Here is a 20219-nt window from a genome sequence, read left to right as displayed (position 1 = left end):
GTCCATGAGTTATTCTATAAAAGATCTTGGTACACTCCGGGATTTTTATCAACAACAATTATTACAGGATACCATTCCATTCTGGTTTCCGCGAAGCATCGATGAAGAGTTCGGCGGTTATTTACTGATGAGGGATAAGGACGGTTCGCTGATAGATGATGATAAAGCAGTGTGGATACAGGGAAGAGCTGCCTGGATGCTGTCTACTTTATACAATACAGTAGCCCCGGAAAAGACCTGGCTGGCGGGAGCCAAAGCCGGTATAGATTTTCTCCGGAAATATTGTTTTGATGCAGATGGGCAAATGTTCTTTCATGTAACACGTGATGGAAAACCTATCCGCAAACGCCGCTACTTTTTTTCTGAAACCTTCGCTACTATCGCCACAGCAGCATATGCCAAAGCAATCGGGGATGAAGAAATAGCGGCATTCTCCAGGGAACTGTTCAGCAAATGTATTACCTATGCCACCACTCCCGGATTATTACCCGCCAAGTATACAGACATACGGCCGGGAAGGGCCATAGGCATCCCCATGATCATGATCAATACGGCTCAACAGGTACGTAGCACAATTGGCGATAGCCGTTGTGATCAATGGATAGATCAATGGATCCATGAGATTGAAACGTACTTTGTAAAACATGATATCCGTTGTGTAATGGAAACAGTAGCACCGGACGGCAGTATTATAGATCATATAGATGGCCGCACTTTAAATCCCGGGCATGCTATTGAAGGGGCCTGGTTCATTCTGCATGAAGCGCAATACAGGGGCAACGATCCACACCTTATCGAATTAGGTTGCCAGATGCTGGATTATATGTGGGAACGTGGATGGGATAAAGAGTTTGGTGGTTTTCTATATTTTAAGGATGTGTACAATAAACCGGTACAGGAATACTGGCAGGATATGAAATTCTGGTGGCCGCATAACGAAGTGATCATTGCTACCCTGCTGGCTTACACACTTACCGGAAATGATAGATACGCACAATGGCATAAGATGGTACACGATTACGCCTATGCGCATTTCCATGATAAAGAGAACGGTGAATGGTTTGGTTATCTTCACCGGGATGGCAGCCTGGCACAAACCGCCAAAGGCAACCTCTACAAAGGGCCCTTTCATTTACCCAGGCAAGAATGGTACTGCCTGCAATTATTAAACGCTTATCTGAAAAATAATCCATGATGAGAAAATATCTCTTGATCATAACATTGATCTGCCAGGCCACTGCATTTGCTCAGCAACCTGTATTTATATCCGGAGAAGATGGACATAAAAGTTACCGTATTCCCGCTATCATAGGTTTACCCAATGGAGACCTGCTGGCTTTCTGCGAAGGCCGTGTGAATGGTTCAGCTGATTTCGGGGATATTAATATTGTAATGAAACGCAGTAAAGACAAAGGAAAAACATGGACCGCCCTTCAGACTATTGTGGACTATCATGATCTCCAGGCCGGCAATCCTGCACCTGTTGTTGACCTGAAAGATCCGGCATGGCCAAAGGGAAGGATCTTTCTTTTTTACAATACCGGGAATAAACACGAAGGGGAAGTAAGAAAAGGAAACGGTTTACGCGAAGTGTGGTATAAAACTTCCACAGATGGTGGCGCCACCTGGTCCGAAAGCGTGAACATCACCGCACAAACACACCGGCCTTCTAACCCTCCTTATAATTTTAAGGAAGACTGGCGCACTTATGCCAATACCCCCGGCCATGCTATCCAGCTTAAAAGCGGCAGACTTTATGTAGCCGCCAATCATACAGCTGGCGCCCCGCAGGACCGTTACCTCGACGGCCGCGCTCATGGCTATTATTCAGATGATCATGGTAAAACTTTTCAGCTCAGCGAAGATGTGAACATACCCGGCGGCAATGAATCCATGGCCGCAGAATTGCCTGGCGGCAAACTCATGATGAACATCCGGAACCAACACGGCGGCGTGAGGGCCAGGATAGTAGCGATCAGCAAAAACGGAGGAAAGCATTGGGATACTACTTACTTTGATCATCAGCTGCCTGACCCTGTTTGCCAGGGTTCCATTCTCAGCCTGGGGAAGAACATGCTGGTGTTTTGTAATGATGCCACTACCAGGAGGAGGGATAGTCTCACCTTGCGAATCAGTACAGATGAAGGAAAAACATGGAAAAAAAGCTATCTTATAGACAAAAGTGAACCAGGTACAAAAGGAGATCATACCGCCTATTCTGATCTTGTTCAAATCGGCAGGAACAAAGTAGGTATCCTGTATGAACAGGATAATTACCGCAAGATCATCTTTGTGCCCATCCAACTAAAAAAATGAAACGTTACTACTCGCTACTCTTATTGTGCTGTTTAAGCGGGCTTACTTATGCCCAGCCTGCACTCATTCCGCAACCCCGGCAGCTAAGTCTTCAAAAAGGAAGTTTTAATATGCATACCTGCAAAGAAATGCTGGTGCTGCATGAGGGCTTTTCTAAAGAAGCCTCCCGGTTACAGTCATTGTTAAAGGAACAAGGCTATGCACTCCGGATAACCAAACCTAAAATAACAGGCCCTTATTTGCAGATCTTGTACGCGGACAGTCTCCCTAAAGAAGGATACACGCTGCAGATTGCAAAAGAAGGCATCGCCATAACTGCCGGTGATGAACAGGGGCTTTTCTATGCAACGCAAACATTACTCCAGCTGGTCCCGTCAAATGGGATAGTACAGTACTGCCGGATAAAGGACTGGCCCGCTTTTTCATGGAGAGGTTATATGGTGGATGTAGGCAGGAACTATCAATCCATGGCTACATTAAAACAGCAGATCGCAATCATTGCCCGTTATAAATACAATATCTTCCATTTTCATTTTACAGAAGACATAGCCTGGCGGCTGGCCAGCAGGAAATATCCTGAGCTCACAGCACCGGAGAGCATGACGCGCCACAAAGGGAAGTTCTATACAGAAGCTGACCTGAAAGAACTCATCGCCTATTGCAGGGACCTGCACATTACACTGATCCCGGAAATAGACATGCCCGGTCACAGCGCTGCTTTCAAAAGAGCCATGAAAACGGATATGCAAACCGATTCCGGTATGGCTATGGTAAAGAATATCCTGAAAGAATTCTGCGAAACATATGATGTGCCTTACCTGCATATTGGTGGAGATGAAGTACATATTACCAATAAACAGTTCCTGCCCGAAATGATTGCGTACATACATGCATTAGGTAAGCAAACCATCGGCTGGGACCCTGGTGGAAACCTGGGAACTAAAACCCTTCGCCAGTTATGGATGTATAAAACAGGCACAGATACAGGTCGTACTTATATTGATTCAAGACATTTATACATCAACCACTTTGATCCGCTGGAAAGTGTGGTGACCCTTTATTTTCGCATGATCGGAAACCAACCGAAGGAGAATGCATCCATGAAAGGCGGCACACTTTGCCTGTGGCACGACAGGAATATAACCCATGAAATGGACATGTTCCGGATGAATCCTGTATATCCTGACATCCTTACTTTCGGTGAAAGGATATGGACAGGCGGCGGATCAGCGCAATGGACAACCAGGATCGGCCTCCCTGGTTCTGCAAGCGCCACTGCATTCGCAGCATTTGAAAAACGTTTACTCACCCATCAGCAGCGATATTTTTCAAACCTTCCTTTTCCATATGTTAAGCAGAGCAATATTACCTGGCAGCTTTACGGCCCTTTTGAAAATGGAGGAGATCTCCGGAAGGAATTCGACATTTCAAAAATGAAACCCGCACTGGAAGCCATAGGGGGAACCATCGTATTACGTCACTGGTGGGCACCAAATATAGATGGCTGGATTGCTGATCCAAAAGAGAACACAACATGGTATGCCACCACTAAAATATGGAGCGATGCAGATAAAATGGAAAATTTCTGGATAGGGTTTAATAATTTCTCCCGGTCCCCCGCTACAGATTCCCCACCCAAAGATGCCTGGGATAATAAAAAAAGCGCCGTATGGGTAAATGGGAAACTGGTTCCTCCGCCTGTATGGAAACGTGGTGGGGAAAAAGGAGACGGGGAAATCCCCTTAGTGGATGAGGGTTACGAATATCGCAGCCCCACGCCGGTGAAATTACAAAAGGGATGGAATACCATCCGTGTGAAAGCGCCTGTAGGAAGTTTTACCCCTGTTAACTGGCAGAATCCGGTGAAGTGGATGTTTACCATGGTGAAAGCACCGGTGAATTAAGATATTACTACCTTTGTAATATGCCGGTTTTAAAAGCACCAGATTACAAGGCGCCCATCCTGTTAAGGAACCGCCACCTGCTCACGATCTTTCCTTCCCTTTTCAGAAAGATCAAACCGGCTAATTATACCCGTACCCGTATCTCCACGCAGGATAACGATTTCCTGGACCTTGATTTCAGCAAAGTGGGCAGCGATCAGCTGGTAGTGATCCTTCACGGCCTGGAAGGTAATTCCCAACGGCAATACATCACGGGCATGGTACATATCTTCAATGAAGGAGGATATGATACGGTGTCTATGAACTTCAGGGGCTGCAGCGGAGAAAGTAATAAGGCCCTGCGTTTTTATCACAGTGGCGAAACCGGCGATCTTCAAACAGTCATAGAACACCTGGAAGCCTCCGGCAATTACAAACGCATTCACCTCGTAGGCTTTTCCCTGGGCGGAAATGTAACACTCAAGTATGTGGGTGAAAGAGGCGAAGCGATTCCTCCTATTATAAGATCAGTTGTGGCCATCTCCGTTCCCTGCGATCTGAAAGACAGTTCCATTGAACTGGAGAAAAGGCACAACTTCATCTACATGAAACGTTTCATCCGCTCACTGGGGCTGAAACTGGAAACCAAGGCAAAACAATATCCCAACGAAATATCGCTGGACAACTTCGGCGTTATCAAAAATTTCAAACAGTTTGATGACCGGTATACCGCTCCCATGCATGGATTCAAGGATGCAGAAGAATACTGGGCCAGGAACAGCTCCAAACAATTCCTGGAAAATATCCGTATCCCCACTTTACTGATCAATGCACTGGACGATCCTTTTTTAGGAAAAGGAAGTTTCCCCTACAAGGAAGCAGGTAACAATCCCTACTTATACCTGGAAACTCCGGAAACCGGCGGGCATGTTGGGTTTGTGACTTTTACGGGAAAACATTACTGGTCTGAGAGAAGGGCTTTTCAGTTCATTCATGATCATCCTTAGTTCAAACGTAAAGGCAGATCACTCACATCCCCCAACACTTCATCTACCAACCCATATTCCTTCGCCTCCACTGCATTCATAAACTTATCCCTGCGAAACATCTCTTCAATTTCTTCCCTTTCATGATTGGAACTACGCCCCATCAGGTAAAAGATCTGGTTCTGCAAACGCTCCTGCTCCTGGTAAGCAATGCGCACATCTTCCGTATACCCTCTGGCTCCACCACCTGAAGGATGCATATGTACTGTGGCATGTGAAAGTGCGTACCGTTGTCCTTTTGTACCACTGCTCAGTAAAAATGTGCCCATACTCCCGGTAAACCCAACAGAAACCGTAGCGATGGGAGACTTACACATTTTCATGGTATCGTAGATGGCTAATCCGGCATACACCCCGCCACCAGGGCAATTAATATACAAGCGGATCGGATAATGATTTTCACTATCGAGGTAAAGCAATTGGGCCACTATCAGGTTGGCTACATGTTCATCAATAGCAGTGCCCAGGAAAATGATCCTTTCCTTGAGGAGCAGGCTGTAAATATCATACGCGCCACGCGTGGCGCCGTCAATTACTGTTGGTATAATGGTCATGTTACTTAAATATGGAAGTGATGGTTAGATGGAACTCCTCGTCCAGCGCATCGTAGATGGCAGACAATCTTTCCCTTTGCAGATCGCGGCCGTACCAGCGGATCATCTGAAATGCCCTGCGCTGATGTTGCACTGCCTCCTGCAATGCAGGGTCCGCCAGCATCTTTGCTTCAAAAAGCAATCTTTCCGGTTCCGGCATGTTGCCAAGCAGGTATGCTTCTGTTTCAGTTAAGCGCTCCTTCATAAAGCATGGCATTTTTAACGGTGGCACGAACTTTCTGCAGGCACTTATGTTTCTGCACGGTTACGGAACGAACATTGCTATAGTGAAAAGTATCCGCCATTTCCCGGAGGTCCATTTGCTCGTAATAGAATGCCTGTAAGAGCTGCATGCACTTTTCACCGGCTGCGCGTAAATAGTCAAACAGCGGTTGCTCTGCTTCCGGCACATGAAAATCTTCTAAAAAGATGGCCTGCTCCCGGACCCTCAGTTTCTGCTGCTTCATCCAGAGGATGCGGGTAATGCCGATCAGGTATGCTTTGGCAGATACCCTGATCTCCGAAGGTGCTTTCTCCATGTAAATGATCATGGCGTCATGGAACAGGTCTTTGGCCATTTCAAGGTCTCCTCCCAGTTGCTTTATTACCCTCGCTACATCCGGGAAGGTATCCCTGTATAATGCTGTAATGTCTTCCATTGAACTTGGGTTTTAATTATAGTATCCAAAATGGCCCGGATATCACCCGCACTGTTAAAAATTAACGAAAAAAGGTCAAAATACCCGGCAATCCGTAATTTTGTTACATGGAAAAGATACAGTCACTGGAAGAATTTTATCGTGCCAAGGAGTTGAGGATGCCTGCTAATCTTGGAAGGGAGAACGGGCATTTCAATGTGTTCAATTCGGAAGAGTTCCTGGGCCATCATGCCAGGCAGCTTCCATACAGCCGTAAGGATTTTTACAAAATAGCCCTGGTCAGTGGCCGGAACCGTTACTATTACGCAGATAAGACCATGGACGTGGAAACACACGGCCTCTTTTTTGCCAACCCACAGGTACCCTATCAATGTGAACCCTTGTCTGAAGAGCAGTCCGGTTTATTCTGCATTTTTACGGAGGCCTTCTTTCACCAGTTCACCACCATGAAACTTCAGGAATACCCCATCTTCAAACCCGGTGGCCAGCCCATTGTATATTTACCCGATGCGCAGGTAGGCCCCGTTAGAGAGATCTTTGAAAAGATGCTGGCCGAAATGGCCTCCGACTATCAATATAAACTGGACCTCTGCCGGAATTATGTAATGGAGTTGATCCACATGGGATTGAAAATGCAGCCTATTGAGGTGTCTCCTTCCCATTCCAATGCATCCACCCGGATCTCTTCCCTGTTTACAGACCTCCTGGAAAGACAGTTCCCGATAGAATCCCCGGTGCAACAGGTAAATTTCCGCTCTGCGACTGACTTTGCATCCCAGCTCTCCGTTCACGTGAACCATTTAAACAAGGCCCTGAAAGACACTACCGGCAAATCCACTTCCGAACTCATAGCAGAAAGGATCGTTCAGGAAGCCAAGGCCTTATTAATGCATACAGACTGGAATGTATCTGAGATCGGTTACTGCCTGGGATTCCAGGAACCTGCCCACTTTAACAACTTTTTCAAGAAAAAGACCCAGCTTACCCCGCGCTCTTTCCGCAGCGTTTGATTTTTGCAATTTTTGATTTGATATCATTAACAGCCATGGTTCCTACCCGGTGTAGCTTTGTTCTATCAAAACAAACACTACAATGGAACAACAAAAAGTATGGTATGTTACAGGCGCCTCACAAGGATTTGGCCTGATACTCGTAAAAAAATTACTCGCCGCCGGTCAGAAAGTTGCTGGTACTTCCCGTAAACTGGATGCCCTGAAAAGTGCCGTAGGTGAGCATGAAAACTTTCTGCCTATTCAGTCTGACGTTGCTGATGAAGCCAGCGTACAGCAATCCGTTCAGCAAACGATCCAAACATTAGGAGGTATAGATGTAGTAGTGAACAATGCAGGTTATGGCCTGATAGGCAGCCTGGAAGAATTATCAGACAAAGAAGTGCGCAGCAACTTTGATGTGAATGTATTTGGTGTATTAAATGTGATCCGCCACGTGATGCCGCACTTCCGCGAAAAGAACAGCGGTTTTATCTTCAACATCTCTTCCATCGCTGGTTTTACTGGTAACTTCCCCGGCTTCGGCAGTTATTGCGCTACCAAATTTGCACTGGATGGTTTAACGGAATCACTGGCAGCAGAGGTAAAAGCATTTGGCGTAAAAGTGGTGATCGTTGGCCCTGGTTACTTCCGCACTAACTTCCTCGCATCCACTTCCCTGGCAGTACCGGCTAACCCGATAGATGCTTATAAGGATGTACGGGAATCACAGGCACAACACCAGCATGGTATCAATGGCCAGCAGGCGGGTGATCCGGAAAAAGGCATCGATGTGCTGATCGAAGTGAGCAAAGCAGAAAATCCGCCCCTGCATTTATTCCTCGGCCCTGATGCCTACCAGTTTGCTAAACTGAAGATCGGCGCACTGGAAGATGATATGAACACCTGGCAGGAACTGGCTACTTCAACGAACTTTAACTGATCTGTTAAAATACTTTAACAGTTACAAAACCCACCAAAAACGGTGGGTTTTGCTCGTTTAACCAATTAGGTGTACCTTTGCGTCATATTTTTATATCCCCTCCTTGCTGATAAGGTAATTCCCTCCGCAATTTGGTTCACTTAAAATGATGTGTGGATATACAATCTAGCCATCCTTCTCTTCTTATAAGGTCAGGGTTGTTAGCATCATTTTAAACTTAAAATAAAACATATTGTCATTCGAGAATTTAGGTCTCATCGCGCCTATTTTGCGCGCGCTTGAAACACAAGGCTATACTACGCCTACGCCTATCCAGTCCCAGGCCATTCCGGTGGTATTAGGGCAAAAAGACCTCCTGGCCTGTTCACAAACAGGTACCGGTAAAACCGCAGCATTTGCTATCCCTATCCTGCAATTGTTATACAAACAAAAGCAAACGGAGCAAACGCCCAGCAGGCATATTAAAACATTGATCTTAACGCCTACGCGCGAACTCGCTATCCAGATAGCTGAGAACTTCTCAGAATATGGTGCCCATACCGGTCTTAAACACCTCGTGATCTTTGGTGGTGTTTCCGCAGGCCCACAGGTGCAAGCCCTGAGGAATGGACCAGATATCCTGATCGCTACCCCGGGCCGTTTACTGGACCTCTGGCAGCAAGGGCATATCAATCTCCGTTACATTCACCAGTTTGTATTGGATGAAGCAGACCGCATGCTGGACATGGGTTTTATTCATGATGTAAAGAGAGTGATCACCAAATTACCAGAGAAACGCCAGACCCTGTTCTTCTCTGCTACCATGCCGGATGAAATCGCCCACCTGGCCAACTCCATCCTCACCAACCCTGTAAGAGTATCGGTAACACCGGTTTCTTCCACGGCTGAAAAGGTAGAGCAGCGCATGTATTTTGTAGATAAGAACTCGAAACGTTCTCTACTGATCCATCTGCTGAAAAACCCGGACATCAACAGCGCTTTGGTATTTACCAGGACCAAACACGGGGCAGACAGAGTGGCGAAAGAACTGAACAAAGTGAATATCTCCGCCAACGCCATTCATGGCGATAAGTCTCAAAACTCCCGTCAGCGGGCACTTACAGACTTTAAAGCAGGAAAGATCCGCATCCTCGTTGCTACCGATATCGCAGCAAGGGGTATTGATGTAGATAACCTCGCGTATGTATTCAATTTCGAGATCCCTAATGTACCGGAAACCTATGTTCACCGTATTGGACGAACAGGCCGTGCCGGTGCCAGTGGTATTGCCATTTCTTTCTGTGATGACGAAGAAAGGGCCTACCTGAAGGATATCACCAAACTGATTGCACAGAGCATTCCGGTGATAACAGACCATCCTTACCCGATGAGTCAGTCCCCCGTGCCTGTAAAACCAGCGCAAGGTGTGAACCTGCGCCAGTCTTCCTCCCAACAGGTACAGGCAAAGAAGAAACAGCACCATAATGCAAACCGCAAGTGGAATAATCGCCCGCAAAACAAACAATATAGTTAAATTTATAGCGCTCATACTGTAACAGGTATGGGCGCGTTATAAATCTGACTATGGAAGATATCATCAAAGAACAATTGAACCGGATCGAACAGGAACATGGCGTGAAGATCTTATACGCCTGCGAATCCGGTAGCCGGGCCTGGGGATTTCCCGGAACGGATAGTGACTATGATGTGCGTTTTATTTACGCAGCCCCTGTACAACATTACCTGAGCATCCGCGACCGCCGCGATGTGATAGAACTTCCGGTAAATGAAGTACTGGACGTTAGCGGATGGGATATCCGTAAAGCGCTGCAGCTTTTCCTCAAATCCAACCCTCCTTTATATGAATGGCTGCAATCTCCGATCTGTTATAAAGCAGACCCTGCTTTCCTGAAAGACATGGAGTACCTGATGCCGGTCTATTTTGCCAGCCGGCCTGGTTGCCATCATTATCTGAATATAGCCCTCAGTACTTTTGAAAATGATCTCAGCGGTAATGAGGTGAAACTGAAAAGATATTTCTATGCCCTGCGGTCCATCCTGGCCTGCCTCTGGATCATAGAGAACGAAGTACTTCCACCCATGGAATTTCGTTTACTGCGTACCCTCGTAGGAGATCAGGCATGGCAGAATGAAGTGGAACGTTTACTGGAGATAAAACAATCTGCTTCGGAGAAAACGATCGTACCTGTAGTGCCTTTGCTGCATGCATGGCTCAAAGATACGATCGCGTTCTGCAAAGAAAAAGCGGCTGCAATACCTTCCACACAGGAGAGCATCGAACCGCTGGATCAATTATTTAAAAAATATATCACTTCGTTTTCCTGAACACCATCGTATCCTTTTTCCAACACCGGCATCAATTATTTAAAGAACACATCACTTCGCTTTCCTAAACACCATCGTATCCGTTTCCAGCACTGGCATCTTATAACCTCCCGTATCTATTTTTGTATCCGGGAATGCTTTAAACACCGCCGCCGTTACAGCTGTCTTATACACAAACAACTCCTGCAAGCCTTTAATTTTCTGTAAAGCCAGCAGGCCTTTATCGCTTACTTTCGTTCCTACAAGGTTCAGGTATTTTAGTTGTTTACAGGCAGCCAGTTCCTGTAAACCCGCATCTGTAATAGCCGTGTTCTCCAATTGCAAACGCGTCAGTTCAGGCAATTGCGCAATGATCTTCATCGCAGAATCACCTACCTGTGTATTGGATAATTTCAGCCATACGATCTGTGATTTCAGGGGCAATAATAACGCTGCCTGTTTATTATCAAAGGCAGATGCATTCACGGCGTTCACCATCACAAATCCATTACCTGCCGCTACAGGCATCACTTTCAGGCCTAAAGCCTCTAAGGTATCTACATCTTTGGAAGCAGCCGCTTTGCTGACTTCTTCTTTTGGTATGAAGGGATGATTTCCCGGGCCTGAAGAAGGTTGCAGGGATTCCAGCACCAACTCTATCCTCGGAGATTTACGAAGTTCTTTTACTTTCGCAGTAGCAGATGCACCTTGTGCGATCCACCAATAAATTAATTCCACCTGGTTAGGGCTCAGCTGTGGTTTGCCTTTAGGTGGCATACGTTTATCATCATTATCAGAAAGTACCAGTCGTTTATACATTTCGCTCAGCTCCGGCATGCTGTCTTTCAGCACCGGCCCATTCTCTCCGCCTTTCAGGATATGCGTCATGCTATCCAGTCTCAGTCCTCCTTTCAGCTTACCAACATTATGGCAGCTCATACATTTCTGCTCTAATATCGGTTTGATCAGGTCGTCATATACTTTGGCCTCTTCAATATTGGCAATGCCCGTTGCAGCCGCAGCACGTTGACCGAATGGCATGGCAGCAGAGAGATAATCTTCTCCGTGTGTGAGATTGCCACCGAGGTGCCCTGCCACTGAAAGCAGGATGATCATCCCTGAAGAAACCCATAACCAGCTCTTCCTGAAAATGGCATATCTCCTTAAAACGCAAAGTAAAGTGGCAATAACGGCAACGCCTATCCCCATCCACATATGCAGGTCCAAAGCACGTTCTTCATATCCCCCGGAAAGCGATAAGAGGTAACCTGCAATACAGGCTGCGATGGCAGATGCTGCACCAAAGATCAGTATCGGTAATACGGAAGCTCCCACAAAAGCCAGGCGGCGATGGCGGCTCATCCATTCCAGGATAAAAGCTACGATCAGGATCCCTATTGGAAGATGTACCAGCAGCGGGTGAAAGCGGCCTATAAATAAACTCCAGCTCCCCTGTGGAGCAGACTGTAATAAATTGATCACTTGCCGTATCGCGATTTTAAAAGTTTCATCATATGCACATTGATATCCCATTGATTGGCCACCGGCTGACGGGTATAGGGCAACGTGGGCATATAGTCAGGAGGACCGAATTCAGTAAGTATAGTGAGTACTTCCCCGGTAGCCTGTTTATGTTTTACAATTTCATCCCACCAGGCAAAGTGAGCTTTTACAACACCTTCCCATTCCGGAGCACGGGGATCATTCACCTGTGGCCCTTCAGGATGGCCTATGCGCGCATGGATATGTCCTGCGCGGGATAAAGCGATCGCTACTGTTTCTGCCTGGTCCTGCAAAAGGGATTCATGTACATTACACCAGTGGGAAATGTCCAGCGTTAAACGTAACGCAGGCATCGCTTCTATAAACCGGCGTGCCACATGTGCTGCAAACAACATGCGTGAACGATGTGTTTCATGATACACCGGGATACCGGAGAGTTGTGAAACACGCGTGGTCATGTCTATCAGTTTACAGTTCTGTTCAAAAGAAAAGTAATCCTTACCGGAATGGCAATTGATATACACAGGGCGTTTTATCTTCTGGCTCGTAGCTGCATTGATAGCTGCTTCAAACTGTTCGGCATGTTTCGTATAATCAGAACCGCTGCCGCCACATAAAAAACCTACTTCCAGCTCATGCTTTTTCAAAGCAGCAAAAAGGTCGTCTGCCGCTTTCGCATCATTGGGCCACCATACTTCAATACCATCGTACCCTGCATCTTTTGCCTTTTTGCAGAAGTCGTCGATAGTACCGGGGAAACCCCAGTTGGTAGCCATTATAAGCAATTTGAAACCAGGCGCCGCGTGCGCTGCTTTTGCAAATGCGGGTAAAAGAGAAACGGTGCCAAGCATGGCGGATTGTTTAAGGAAATTCCTTCTGTCGAGATGCATAGATCAACCTAGTATTTCATGTATAACGTGCCCTTCTACATCCGTTAATCTGAATGGACGGCCCTGGAAATTATAAATTAATTTTTCGTGGTCAAAACCCAGCTGTTGCAGCATAGTGGCATGAATATCATGCACCGCTACTTTTCCTTTCACTACACTGAAACCGATCTCATCTGTTTCACCCCAGGTATATCCTTTACGGATACCGCCGCCTGCCATCCACATCGTAAATGCTTCCGCATGGTGATCACGGCCGAGGAAAGGCATTTCTTTACCTTCACGGTTTTCCTGCATTGGCGTACGGCCAAATTCTCCACCCCATACCACCAGCGTTTCATCTAACAACCCACGTTGTTTCAGATCCATTAGCAAGGCGGTGATCGGTTTATCGATCTCTGTGCATTTATTACGCATGCCCAGGTCAATGGCAGTATCTTCTCCTGTACCATGTGCATCCCATCCCCAGTCGAACAACTGCACAAAACGGACCCCTTTCTCTACCAGCTTACGAGCCAGCAAACAGTTGTTGGCAAAGGATTCCTGCCCTGGTTTTGTTCCGTACAACTGTTGAATGTATTCCGGTTCATCACTGATATCCATTACCCCCGGCACAGAGATCTGCATCTTGTAGGCCAATTCATATTGAGAGATGCGGGACAATGTTTCTGCATCTGCAAATGTTTCATACTCCAGCTTGTTCACTTCATTGATCGCCTGTATGGATTGGTAACGCATGTCGCGGTCCATACCTTCAGGATCTGTGATATATAATACCGGATCTCCTTTGGAACGGCATTGCACACCCTGGTAAACAGAAGGAAGGAAACCACTGCCCCATACACTTTTACCGGCATCAGGTGTTTTACCACCAGAGGTCAGTACCACAAACCCTGGCAGGTTACTGTTCTCTGATCCCAAACCATAAGTTACCCAGGCACCAATGCTGGGCCTTCCCAAACGTGCGCTGCCCGTATGCATGAATAACTGCGCAGGGCCATGATTGAACTGATCTGTATGTACCCCTTTCAGAAAGCTCACCTCATCCACCATCGTGGAAAAATGTGGCATGTAATCAGATACCCATTGGCGGGATTCCCCATGCTGCTGAAATTTCGCCTGCGGGCCCAGCATTTTAGGTACGCCGCGAATGAACGCAAATTTCTTTCCCTGCAATAAAGATTGCGGGCAAAGCTGGTTATGCAGCTTTTGCAGGTCTGGTTTATAATCAAACATTTCCAGTTGCGAAGGTGCGCCTGCCATATGCAGATAGATCACATTCTTAGCCCTTGCAGGAAACTGCGGCGCTTTAGGGTCCAGCGGATTCAGGCTTTGTGGCATGCCTGCTCCTGCGGCGTTCCCGGAAGAAGAAAAGATATTACATCCTCCTATTAAAGAACCCAAAGCCGTAGCACCAATACCAGCAGCAAAATCCTGCAAAAAATGACGGCGCGAAAAATATTTCGCCGCTCTTTCATTTGCTTCCCTGATCAATTTCTCAGACATATGGAGACAATTAAGATTTTGATAAAAATTCATCCAGGTTCATGATCGCATTGGCCACTACAGTTAATGCAGCCAGTTCTCCCACCGCCGGCATATCATCCTTGCAATTTGCTAAGGAAGCTGCCGCCGCCGGGTCATTCTTAAACTTATCGAAAGCCTGTGTGTATAGTTTAGATAGAATGGCCAATTTAGCAGGTGTGATCTCTTTATACATCGCCAGTTTGTATCCCTCACTGATCCATGCCTTCTGATCTTTGCCTCCGGAAGACCTCATCCAGAGTGCAAGATTACGTGCAGCCTCTACAAACACCGGATCATTCAACGTTACCAATGCCTGCAAAGGAGTATTGGTACGAATCCTGCGTTGTAAACATACCTCTCTGCTGGAACCATCGAAAGTAACAATGGAAGGGTAAGGACTGGTTCTCCTGATATAAGTATACACCCCTCTTCTATATTGGTCACCATCTTCACTGAGCTTCCAACGCTGGCCATTATATACTGCCTGCCAGATCCCTTCCGGCTGGTACGGCATCACACTCGGGCCATGCATTTTTTCACTCAGCAATCCGCTTACAGCCAATACCTGGTCACGCACCTGCTCAGCTGTTAAACGGAATCGCGGGCCATGTGCCAGCCATCTGTTGGCCGGATCTTTTTGCTGCAACTCAGCTGAGCTGCGGGAATCACGACGGTAGGCAGCAGACATCACCATTTCTTTTAACAAGGCCTTCATCCGCCATCGATGTTTATTCATAAACTGGTAGGCAAGATGGTCCAACAAAGCAGGATGCGAAGGCAGGAAACCCTGTGTACCAAAATCTTCCTGTGTTTCCACGATGCCTGTTCCAAACAATTGTTCCCATAAACGATTCACCATTACACGCGCCGTGAGCGGATTCTGTTTGCTGGCCATCCATTGGCCAAGCCCAAGCCTGTTGCGTTGTGCATTGGCAGGGAAAGGGTTCAATACTTTAGGTACATCAGGTTGTACCAGCACACCTTTCACTAACCAGTTACCTCTTTCGAAAGTATATGTTTCGCGGAACATCTCTTTCGGATTTTCCACCATCACCGGCACACTTTCAGGATGACTATTCACTACTTTCCAGTAAGCATTTTCCATTTGCTTATACCCCGGAGCGCTTTTTCCCGGAAGGTCTCCGCGTAAAGCCATCCATTCCACACTGCACACTGTTTGGTCCGGTTTGATAGTACTGTTCTTAAAAATAAAATAAAGGTGATGCCTTCCTTCAATAGCCGGAATGGGAATGTCCGCTACTTTGGCCCCCTGGGGGTCCGGAAGAGGTTGCCTGGCAATAACCGGCCCATTTAAACTATCAATCCGGATCTCTATGGAACTGCCTTTATTACCCGTCCAGTAATACATATATAAATGTGTACGGCCATTCAAAGGCACATTCTTCAAACGGCAGCTGCCGCCATTCCTGATCCCTAAATATTTGGTATCTGCCAGGTTACCGTTGATGAACTCATCACAATCATGCGCATGGATCTTAGGTTCCAGTGTACGCAGGAATGCTTGCATTTCTTTTTCTTCTGCTTTGTTACCATGTTTGCTGATCCAGCCGATCACCGTATCCACCTGTTTCCTTCCTATGCTGTCATAGAACCGCAGTGTGGGATACTCTCCCGGGGTATCTTCATCCCTCGTATTGTTGAGGAAGGCCATCAGTTTATAATAATCCTCAAAACGGAACGGATCATAAGGGTGACTATGGCATTGCACACAGGCAATAGTAGTACCCTGGAAAACTTCCATCGTAGTATTCACGCGATCAATGATAGCGGCAGTACGGAATTCTTCATCCTGTGTTCCGCCTTCGTCATTATTCATAGTGTTACGGTGGAAGGCGGTAGCCGTTATCTGTGATTCTGTTGCATCCGGCAAAAGATCGCCCCCGAGTTGTTCAATCGTGAACTGATCATAAGGCATGTCGTTGTTAAATGCATCGATCACCCAATCCCTGTATCGCCAGATCTGGCGTTGTGCATCTTTTTCATATCCTTTGGAATCTGCAAAACGGGCAAGGTCCAGCCACATGGCTGCCCAGCGTTCTCCGTAATGAGGAGAGGCCAGCAAACTGTCCACTACTTTTTCGTAACTTCTTTCACTGCTGTCTGCCATAAAAGATTGCTGCATGGCAGTGGTGGGAGGCAAACCTGTAAGGTCGAGACTTACCCTGCGCAACAGGGTGAGTTTATCAGCCTGGGGAGCTGGCTTTAAACCCTCTTCTTCCAGTTTGCCGTTAATATAGAAGTCGATGTTCGCAGCTGTATCCTTAGGCTTCTCTGGAGGAATATAGGCCCAGTGTTCTCCCCATTGCGCTCCTTCCTCTACCCAGCGGGTGAGTATTTCAATCTCTTCTTTTTTGAGGGGAGCCGACTTATATGGCATTCTTTCCTTGGGATCTCTGCTGTGCAGGCGACGAATAAATTCACTACGTTTGGCATCGCCGGGAATAATGGCAGGATGACCGCTTTTTGTATTGCCCAAAGCTTCTTCCCGGAACAACACACTAAAGCCGCCATTTTGCTTTACACCACCATGGCAACTGATACAATGTTTATTAAGGATGGGTTTTACTTCTGTGCTGTAGTCAACGGGCTTGCGTTTCCCGCAACCAATGGTCAATATTCCAGCAACCAGCACAACACTGATGCCGGACAATATTCGGAACGTGGTAGAGTAATGCATAAATAATATAGACGTGCTTATCGGATACGCCTCTCAAAGTACAAAAAAGCCAATATGTTTGCAATTCCGCGATAAGATCATCCATCAAATCATAATATTATCCATCACTTTTAACAAATTCCAGTTACATAATAAATATTCATACTTTATCCCAACAAATATATCTCTCACATGGTCTGCGTTTGTCATTGTTGTTATACATTTAACAGATAACAATCAGATCCTTTGATCAACCATAAAAAGAGGCCGTTTCAGATCCCATCTGGAACGGTTTTTTATTTACACTTGTATACCTCAGATAGGCTTCACATAGGGTTCACATAGGCTATTCCTTTTACACTTGTATATACAAAAAAGCCCTCTGCTATCAGAGGGCTCGGGGTTCAGTTTTACTCAAGTTTTCTAGATCGGGGGTTAGGTTACTCAAAAAGTATATAGTATTCAATAAGTTATAGCTCTTTTGCCTATGCTGTCATAAAAAAGAGGGTGAAAGAATTCACCCTCCGGTATATGCATACATTAGACATGAGACTTATTTGGATCCGGTACTACAACACATATCAACCCAATAATTAAACAATCCATCTATGATTCCCGGAGTAATGATTCAGAAAAATTAACAAATGCGGCCTTATAGAAGGCTGCAAGGTGATTTTGGTGCTTTGGGGCTGGACGATGAAAGGCCGGCCTGCGCGAAAAATGTTATACAATACATAAGAGTGCTTTTCTGATTTCGAAGGGTGAACCAAAAAAGAAAAAAAATATAGAACTCCTCTTCACCCTCTCAGGATGGATTTAGACTCTTCAATTTGTAAGTCTACAAATAGAGTTATGGAACCAATCGCCAAGAGACTGAAAAGTTTTTTACAGTTCAAGGGGCTCACTACAACTGCCTTCACCAGGACCCTTGAATACAATAGTTGTGAAAAAGTAGCCCGGTTGTTCCGGGTGCCGGGAGCAAAGCCCAGTGTGGATATACTGGAAGATATCGGGAAACATTTTGAAGAGCTGAATCTGCGATGGCTGATCACCGGCTATGGGGAGATGCTTAACGGCACATCCCTACAACCGGTTGCAAAGCCGGAAACGGACAAGGCCGCAGTAGAAGAGCAAAATCCACAATTGCTTTTCCTTCAAACTGTTAATACGGATGATGAATATGTTCATCATCAGCCCTTTCCTTCCTTTCTTCTAAAAGAAAGCTAAGTAGGATCAAAGACCACCAAATACCTTAACACCCTAATACAAAAGGGCTGCCTAAACAGGCGGCCCTTTTTCCTAACATCTACTTTTGATATATCGCTTTTATCAAAAAATACTTAGTTGTATCCTTTATTCTGTTCAATATTGCCGATGCGCACATCTTCATTGGGGATGGGTAACAATTCATGTTTATTAGCCTTATAACCCAAGGGTCCCAGCTCTGCTTCTGCTTTTCCCCAGCGTACAAGGTCCATATAACGGAAACCCTCAAATGCCAGTTCCAGGAATCGTTCATTCACAATAGCATTGAACAGGGCATCGCCGGTAGCAGTTATTTCTCCCAGGCCGGCACGTACCCGTACCTTCTTGAGCTCTTCCCTTGCACGGCCTTCGTTACCTGCCCGGTAATAAGCCTCGGCGGCCATGAGTAAAACATCCGCATAACGGATCAGGCGGATATTATTGCCGTAGTTCAGATCAGGCACAGCACCTCCGTCTGAACGGGTCTCTCCTTCAAAAGATCCGTATTTACGCTGGAAGAACCCTTCATAATCCCAGGCTGTAGGAGCCGTCCAGGCACCACCGTTAGCTACGAGTTCACCAACAGACATCACCGTATTTTGTCTCCTTTTTACATCTCCTGCCGCTATATAAGCATTGTACAATTTGGGTTTGGGCAAATTAAAACCCCAGCCTGCCTGTAAGGAATCATTCGGTGCTTTGGTATAAAAATCACTGCGGGGTCCCTGCAGTTGCACATGGATATTGCTTTCTATGAGGCGGAAAGTAGCCCAGGGGAAATTGCCCCAGTCGAATCCTTTGCGGGAAGAGAACGGTACTTCAAAAATACTTTCTACACCAAATTCTCCGGCATTGGAAAATACTTTCGCAAAATCAGCTTCCAGGTCGTATTCATGAGAAGTGATCACATCATTAAAAGCAGCGGCAGCATCTGCCCACTTTTGCTGATAGAGGTAAACTTTACCCAGTAATGCCTGTGCTGTTCCTTTGCTGACCCTGAAACGTTCACTGGCAGGGTAGGCAGATTTAGCAGGCAGTAAAGGGATCGCTTCCTTCAGGTCTTTTTCCATCTGGGCATACACATCTGCTTTTTTAGCACGGGGTATTTTGCTGTATTCAGCGGAGGTAAGGTCTTTGAGGATCAAAGGTACATCTCCCCATAAGCCTACGAGGTCAAAATAGAAATGTGCGCGTAATACTTTACACTCTGCTATGAGGCGTTTTTGCAGATCGGTTCCTCCTTTCACGCGGTTGATCACCTGGTTGCAGCGGTAAGCGCCGAAGTAACAGACCCTCCAGGTAAATAACACCGCTTCATTTTGTGATTCAAAAGTGAAATTGTCCAACGCCTGGTAAGAAGGCTGATCAGCAGGACCACTCCCTCCTGCATTACTTTCATCTGAGGGGAAGGTTTTCACTAACAATACGCTGGCCCATCCCCAGTTATAATCTGCCTGCAGGAAATCATATGCGGCAAATGTAGCTGCGGCGGCATCTGCATCTGTTGCATAAAATTCTTCTTCCGGAGACCGGCCCGGTATTTCCTGGTCCAGGAAATTTTTTGCACATCCACTGCCTAAGAACAAGGCAGTGAGGCTAAGGAATGTATATCGGATAATTGAATGCTTCATTGTACTGGGTTTGCTG

The 20219-nt window shown here is 46.3% G+C and carries 17 protein-coding genes; 9 read left to right on the top strand and 8 right to left on the bottom strand.

Going from position 1 to position 20219, the window contains the following annotated elements:
* Window positions 1-4: 4 nt before the first annotated feature.
* Genes BUR42_RS23710 through BUR42_RS23695 form a run of 4 tightly spaced genes read left to right on the top strand, consistent with a single transcriptional unit; the run spans window position 5 to window position 5206 of the window.
* Entirely contained in the window at window positions 5-1195 is a 1191-nt protein-coding gene (locus BUR42_RS23710) for an AGE family epimerase/isomerase (protein ID WP_074242056.1), read from the top strand.
* Window positions 1195-2316, top strand: coding sequence for a sialidase family protein (locus tag BUR42_RS23705; protein WP_074242055.1), 1122 nt, complete (start codon window positions 1195-1197; stop codon window positions 2314-2316). Before BUR42_RS23710 ends, BUR42_RS23705 begins: the two co-directional genes overlap by 1 nt.
* Window positions 2313-4220: a beta-N-acetylhexosaminidase gene (locus BUR42_RS23700; protein WP_084185783.1), complete on the top strand. Its 1908-nt coding sequence runs from the start codon at window positions 2313-2315 to the stop codon at window positions 4218-4220. Before BUR42_RS23705 ends, BUR42_RS23700 begins: the two co-directional genes overlap by 4 nt.
* 20 nt (window positions 4221-4240) lie before the next feature.
* Window positions 4241-5206 (top strand): YheT family hydrolase, encoded by a 966-nt coding sequence (locus BUR42_RS23695; RefSeq protein ID WP_074242054.1) that lies wholly within the window; start codon window positions 4241-4243, stop codon window positions 5204-5206.
* Here the strand turns inward: BUR42_RS23695 and BUR42_RS23690 are convergent.
* Genes BUR42_RS23690 through BUR42_RS23680 form a run of 3 tightly spaced genes read right to left on the bottom strand, consistent with a single transcriptional unit; the run spans window position 5203 to window position 6497 of the window.
* The gene (locus tag BUR42_RS23690) at window positions 5203-5799 is read right to left on the bottom strand and encodes a ClpP family protease (RefSeq protein WP_074242053.1); all 597 of its coding nucleotides are present in this window, start codon (window positions 5797-5799) and stop codon (window positions 5203-5205) included. The genes BUR42_RS23695 and BUR42_RS23690 overlap by 4 nt on opposite strands.
* A gap of 1 nt (window position 5800) precedes the next feature.
* Window positions 5801-6043: a hypothetical protein gene (locus tag BUR42_RS23685; RefSeq protein ID WP_074242052.1), complete on the bottom strand. Its 243-nt coding sequence runs from the start codon at window positions 6041-6043 to the stop codon at window positions 5801-5803.
* Window positions 6024-6497, bottom strand: coding sequence for an RNA polymerase sigma factor (locus BUR42_RS23680; protein WP_074242051.1), 474 nt, complete (start codon window positions 6495-6497; stop codon window positions 6024-6026). Before BUR42_RS23680 ends, BUR42_RS23685 begins: the two co-directional genes overlap by 20 nt.
* Window positions 6498-6604: 107 nt before the next feature.
* Here BUR42_RS23680 and BUR42_RS23675 point away from each other — a divergent pair, with 107 nt between their 5' ends.
* From BUR42_RS23675 to BUR42_RS23660, 4 genes are all read left to right on the top strand, one after another.
* Window positions 6605-7507: a helix-turn-helix domain-containing protein gene (locus BUR42_RS23675; protein WP_074242050.1), complete on the top strand. Its 903-nt coding sequence runs from the start codon at window positions 6605-6607 to the stop codon at window positions 7505-7507.
* Window positions 7508-7589: 82 nt separating this feature from the next.
* The gene (locus tag BUR42_RS23670; RefSeq protein ID WP_074242049.1) at window positions 7590-8429 is read left to right on the top strand and encodes an SDR family NAD(P)-dependent oxidoreductase; all 840 of its coding nucleotides are present in this window, start codon (window positions 7590-7592) and stop codon (window positions 8427-8429) included.
* Between the two features lie 232 nt (window positions 8430-8661).
* Window positions 8662-9942: a DEAD/DEAH box helicase gene (locus BUR42_RS23665; protein WP_074242048.1), complete on the top strand. Its 1281-nt coding sequence runs from the start codon at window positions 8662-8664 to the stop codon at window positions 9940-9942.
* A gap of 50 nt (window positions 9943-9992) precedes the next feature.
* Complete coding sequence (locus BUR42_RS23660; protein ID WP_074242047.1) at window positions 9993-10754, top strand: nucleotidyltransferase domain-containing protein; 762 nt, start codon at window positions 9993-9995, stop codon at window positions 10752-10754.
* A 51-nt stretch (window positions 10755-10805) separates the two neighbouring features.
* Here the strand turns inward: BUR42_RS23660 and BUR42_RS23655 are convergent, their stop codons facing one another.
* Genes BUR42_RS23655 through BUR42_RS23640 form a run of 4 tightly spaced genes read right to left on the bottom strand, consistent with a single transcriptional unit; the run spans window position 10806 to window position 17348 of the window.
* A complete protein-coding gene (locus BUR42_RS23655; protein WP_159442335.1) occupies window positions 10806-12215 on the bottom strand; it encodes a c-type cytochrome domain-containing protein in 1410 nt (469 codons plus the stop codon).
* Complete coding sequence (locus BUR42_RS23650) at window positions 12212-13126, bottom strand: sugar phosphate isomerase/epimerase family protein (protein WP_074242046.1); 915 nt, start codon at window positions 13124-13126, stop codon at window positions 12212-12214. Before BUR42_RS23650 ends, BUR42_RS23655 begins: the two co-directional genes overlap by 4 nt.
* Window positions 13127-13129: 3 nt before the next feature.
* Window positions 13130-14629 (bottom strand): DUF1501 domain-containing protein, encoded by a 1500-nt coding sequence (locus BUR42_RS23645; protein WP_074242045.1) that lies wholly within the window; start codon window positions 14627-14629, stop codon window positions 13130-13132.
* 10 nt (window positions 14630-14639) lie between these two features.
* Complete coding sequence (locus tag BUR42_RS23640; protein ID WP_074242044.1) at window positions 14640-17348, bottom strand: DUF1553 domain-containing protein; 2709 nt, start codon at window positions 17346-17348, stop codon at window positions 14640-14642.
* 831 nt (window positions 17349-18179) lie between these two features.
* On the opposite strand from BUR42_RS23640, the gene BUR42_RS23635 reads away from it, so the two are divergent.
* Window positions 18180-18554: a hypothetical protein gene (locus tag BUR42_RS23635; protein WP_074242043.1), complete on the top strand. Its 375-nt coding sequence runs from the start codon at window positions 18180-18182 to the stop codon at window positions 18552-18554.
* Window positions 18555-18667: 113 nt separating this feature from the next.
* Here the strand turns inward: BUR42_RS23635 and BUR42_RS23630 are convergent, their stop codons facing one another.
* Window positions 18668-20203, bottom strand: coding sequence for a RagB/SusD family nutrient uptake outer membrane protein (locus tag BUR42_RS23630; RefSeq protein ID WP_074242042.1), 1536 nt, complete (start codon window positions 20201-20203; stop codon window positions 18668-18670).
* Window positions 20204-20219: the final 16 nt, after the last annotated feature.

The organism is Chitinophaga niabensis (assembly GCF_900129465.1).
Taxonomy (GTDB): domain Bacteria; phylum Bacteroidota; class Bacteroidia; order Chitinophagales; family Chitinophagaceae; genus Chitinophaga; species Chitinophaga niabensis.
This window is presented reverse-complemented; position numbering and strand designations above follow the sequence as displayed.

What these genes read in the sequence shown, in the direction of transcription:
- BUR42_RS23710 (WP_074242056.1), top strand. Translation starts at nt 5, where the DNA reads ATGAGTTATTCTATAAAAGATCTTGGTACACTCCGGGATTTTTATCAA.
- BUR42_RS23705 (WP_074242055.1), top strand. Translation starts at nt 1,195, where the DNA reads ATGAGAAAATATCTCTTGATCATAACATTGATCTGCCAGGCCACTGCA.
- BUR42_RS23700 (WP_084185783.1), top strand. Translation starts at nt 2,313, where the DNA reads ATGAAACGTTACTACTCGCTACTCTTATTGTGCTGTTTAAGCGGGCTT.
- BUR42_RS23695 (WP_074242054.1), top strand. Translation starts at nt 4,241, where the DNA reads ATGCCGGTTTTAAAAGCACCAGATTACAAGGCGCCCATCCTGTTAAGG.
- BUR42_RS23690 (WP_074242053.1), bottom strand. Translation starts at nt 5,799, where the DNA reads ATGACCATTATACCAACAGTAATTGACGGCGCCACGCGTGGCGCGTAT.
- BUR42_RS23685 (WP_074242052.1), bottom strand. Translation starts at nt 6,043, where the DNA reads ATGAAGGAGCGCTTAACTGAAACAGAAGCATACCTGCTTGGCAACATG.
- BUR42_RS23680 (WP_074242051.1), bottom strand. Translation starts at nt 6,497, where the DNA reads ATGGAAGACATTACAGCATTATACAGGGATACCTTCCCGGATGTAGCG.
- BUR42_RS23675 (WP_074242050.1), top strand. Translation starts at nt 6,605, where the DNA reads ATGGAAAAGATACAGTCACTGGAAGAATTTTATCGTGCCAAGGAGTTG.
- BUR42_RS23670 (WP_074242049.1), top strand. Translation starts at nt 7,590, where the DNA reads ATGGAACAACAAAAAGTATGGTATGTTACAGGCGCCTCACAAGGATTT.
- BUR42_RS23660 (WP_074242047.1), top strand. Translation starts at nt 9,993, where the DNA reads ATGGAAGATATCATCAAAGAACAATTGAACCGGATCGAACAGGAACAT.
- BUR42_RS23650 (WP_074242046.1), bottom strand. Translation starts at nt 13,126, where the DNA reads ATGCATCTCGACAGAAGGAATTTCCTTAAACAATCCGCCATGCTTGGC.
- BUR42_RS23645 (WP_074242045.1), bottom strand. Translation starts at nt 14,629, where the DNA reads ATGTCTGAGAAATTGATCAGGGAAGCAAATGAAAGAGCGGCGAAATAT.
- BUR42_RS23640 (WP_074242044.1), bottom strand. Translation starts at nt 17,348, where the DNA reads ATGCATTACTCTACCACGTTCCGAATATTGTCCGGCATCAGTGTTGTG.
- BUR42_RS23635 (WP_074242043.1), top strand. Translation starts at nt 18,180, where the DNA reads ATGGAACCAATCGCCAAGAGACTGAAAAGTTTTTTACAGTTCAAGGGG.
- BUR42_RS23630 (WP_074242042.1), bottom strand. Translation starts at nt 20,203, where the DNA reads ATGAAGCATTCAATTATCCGATATACATTCCTTAGCCTCACTGCCTTG.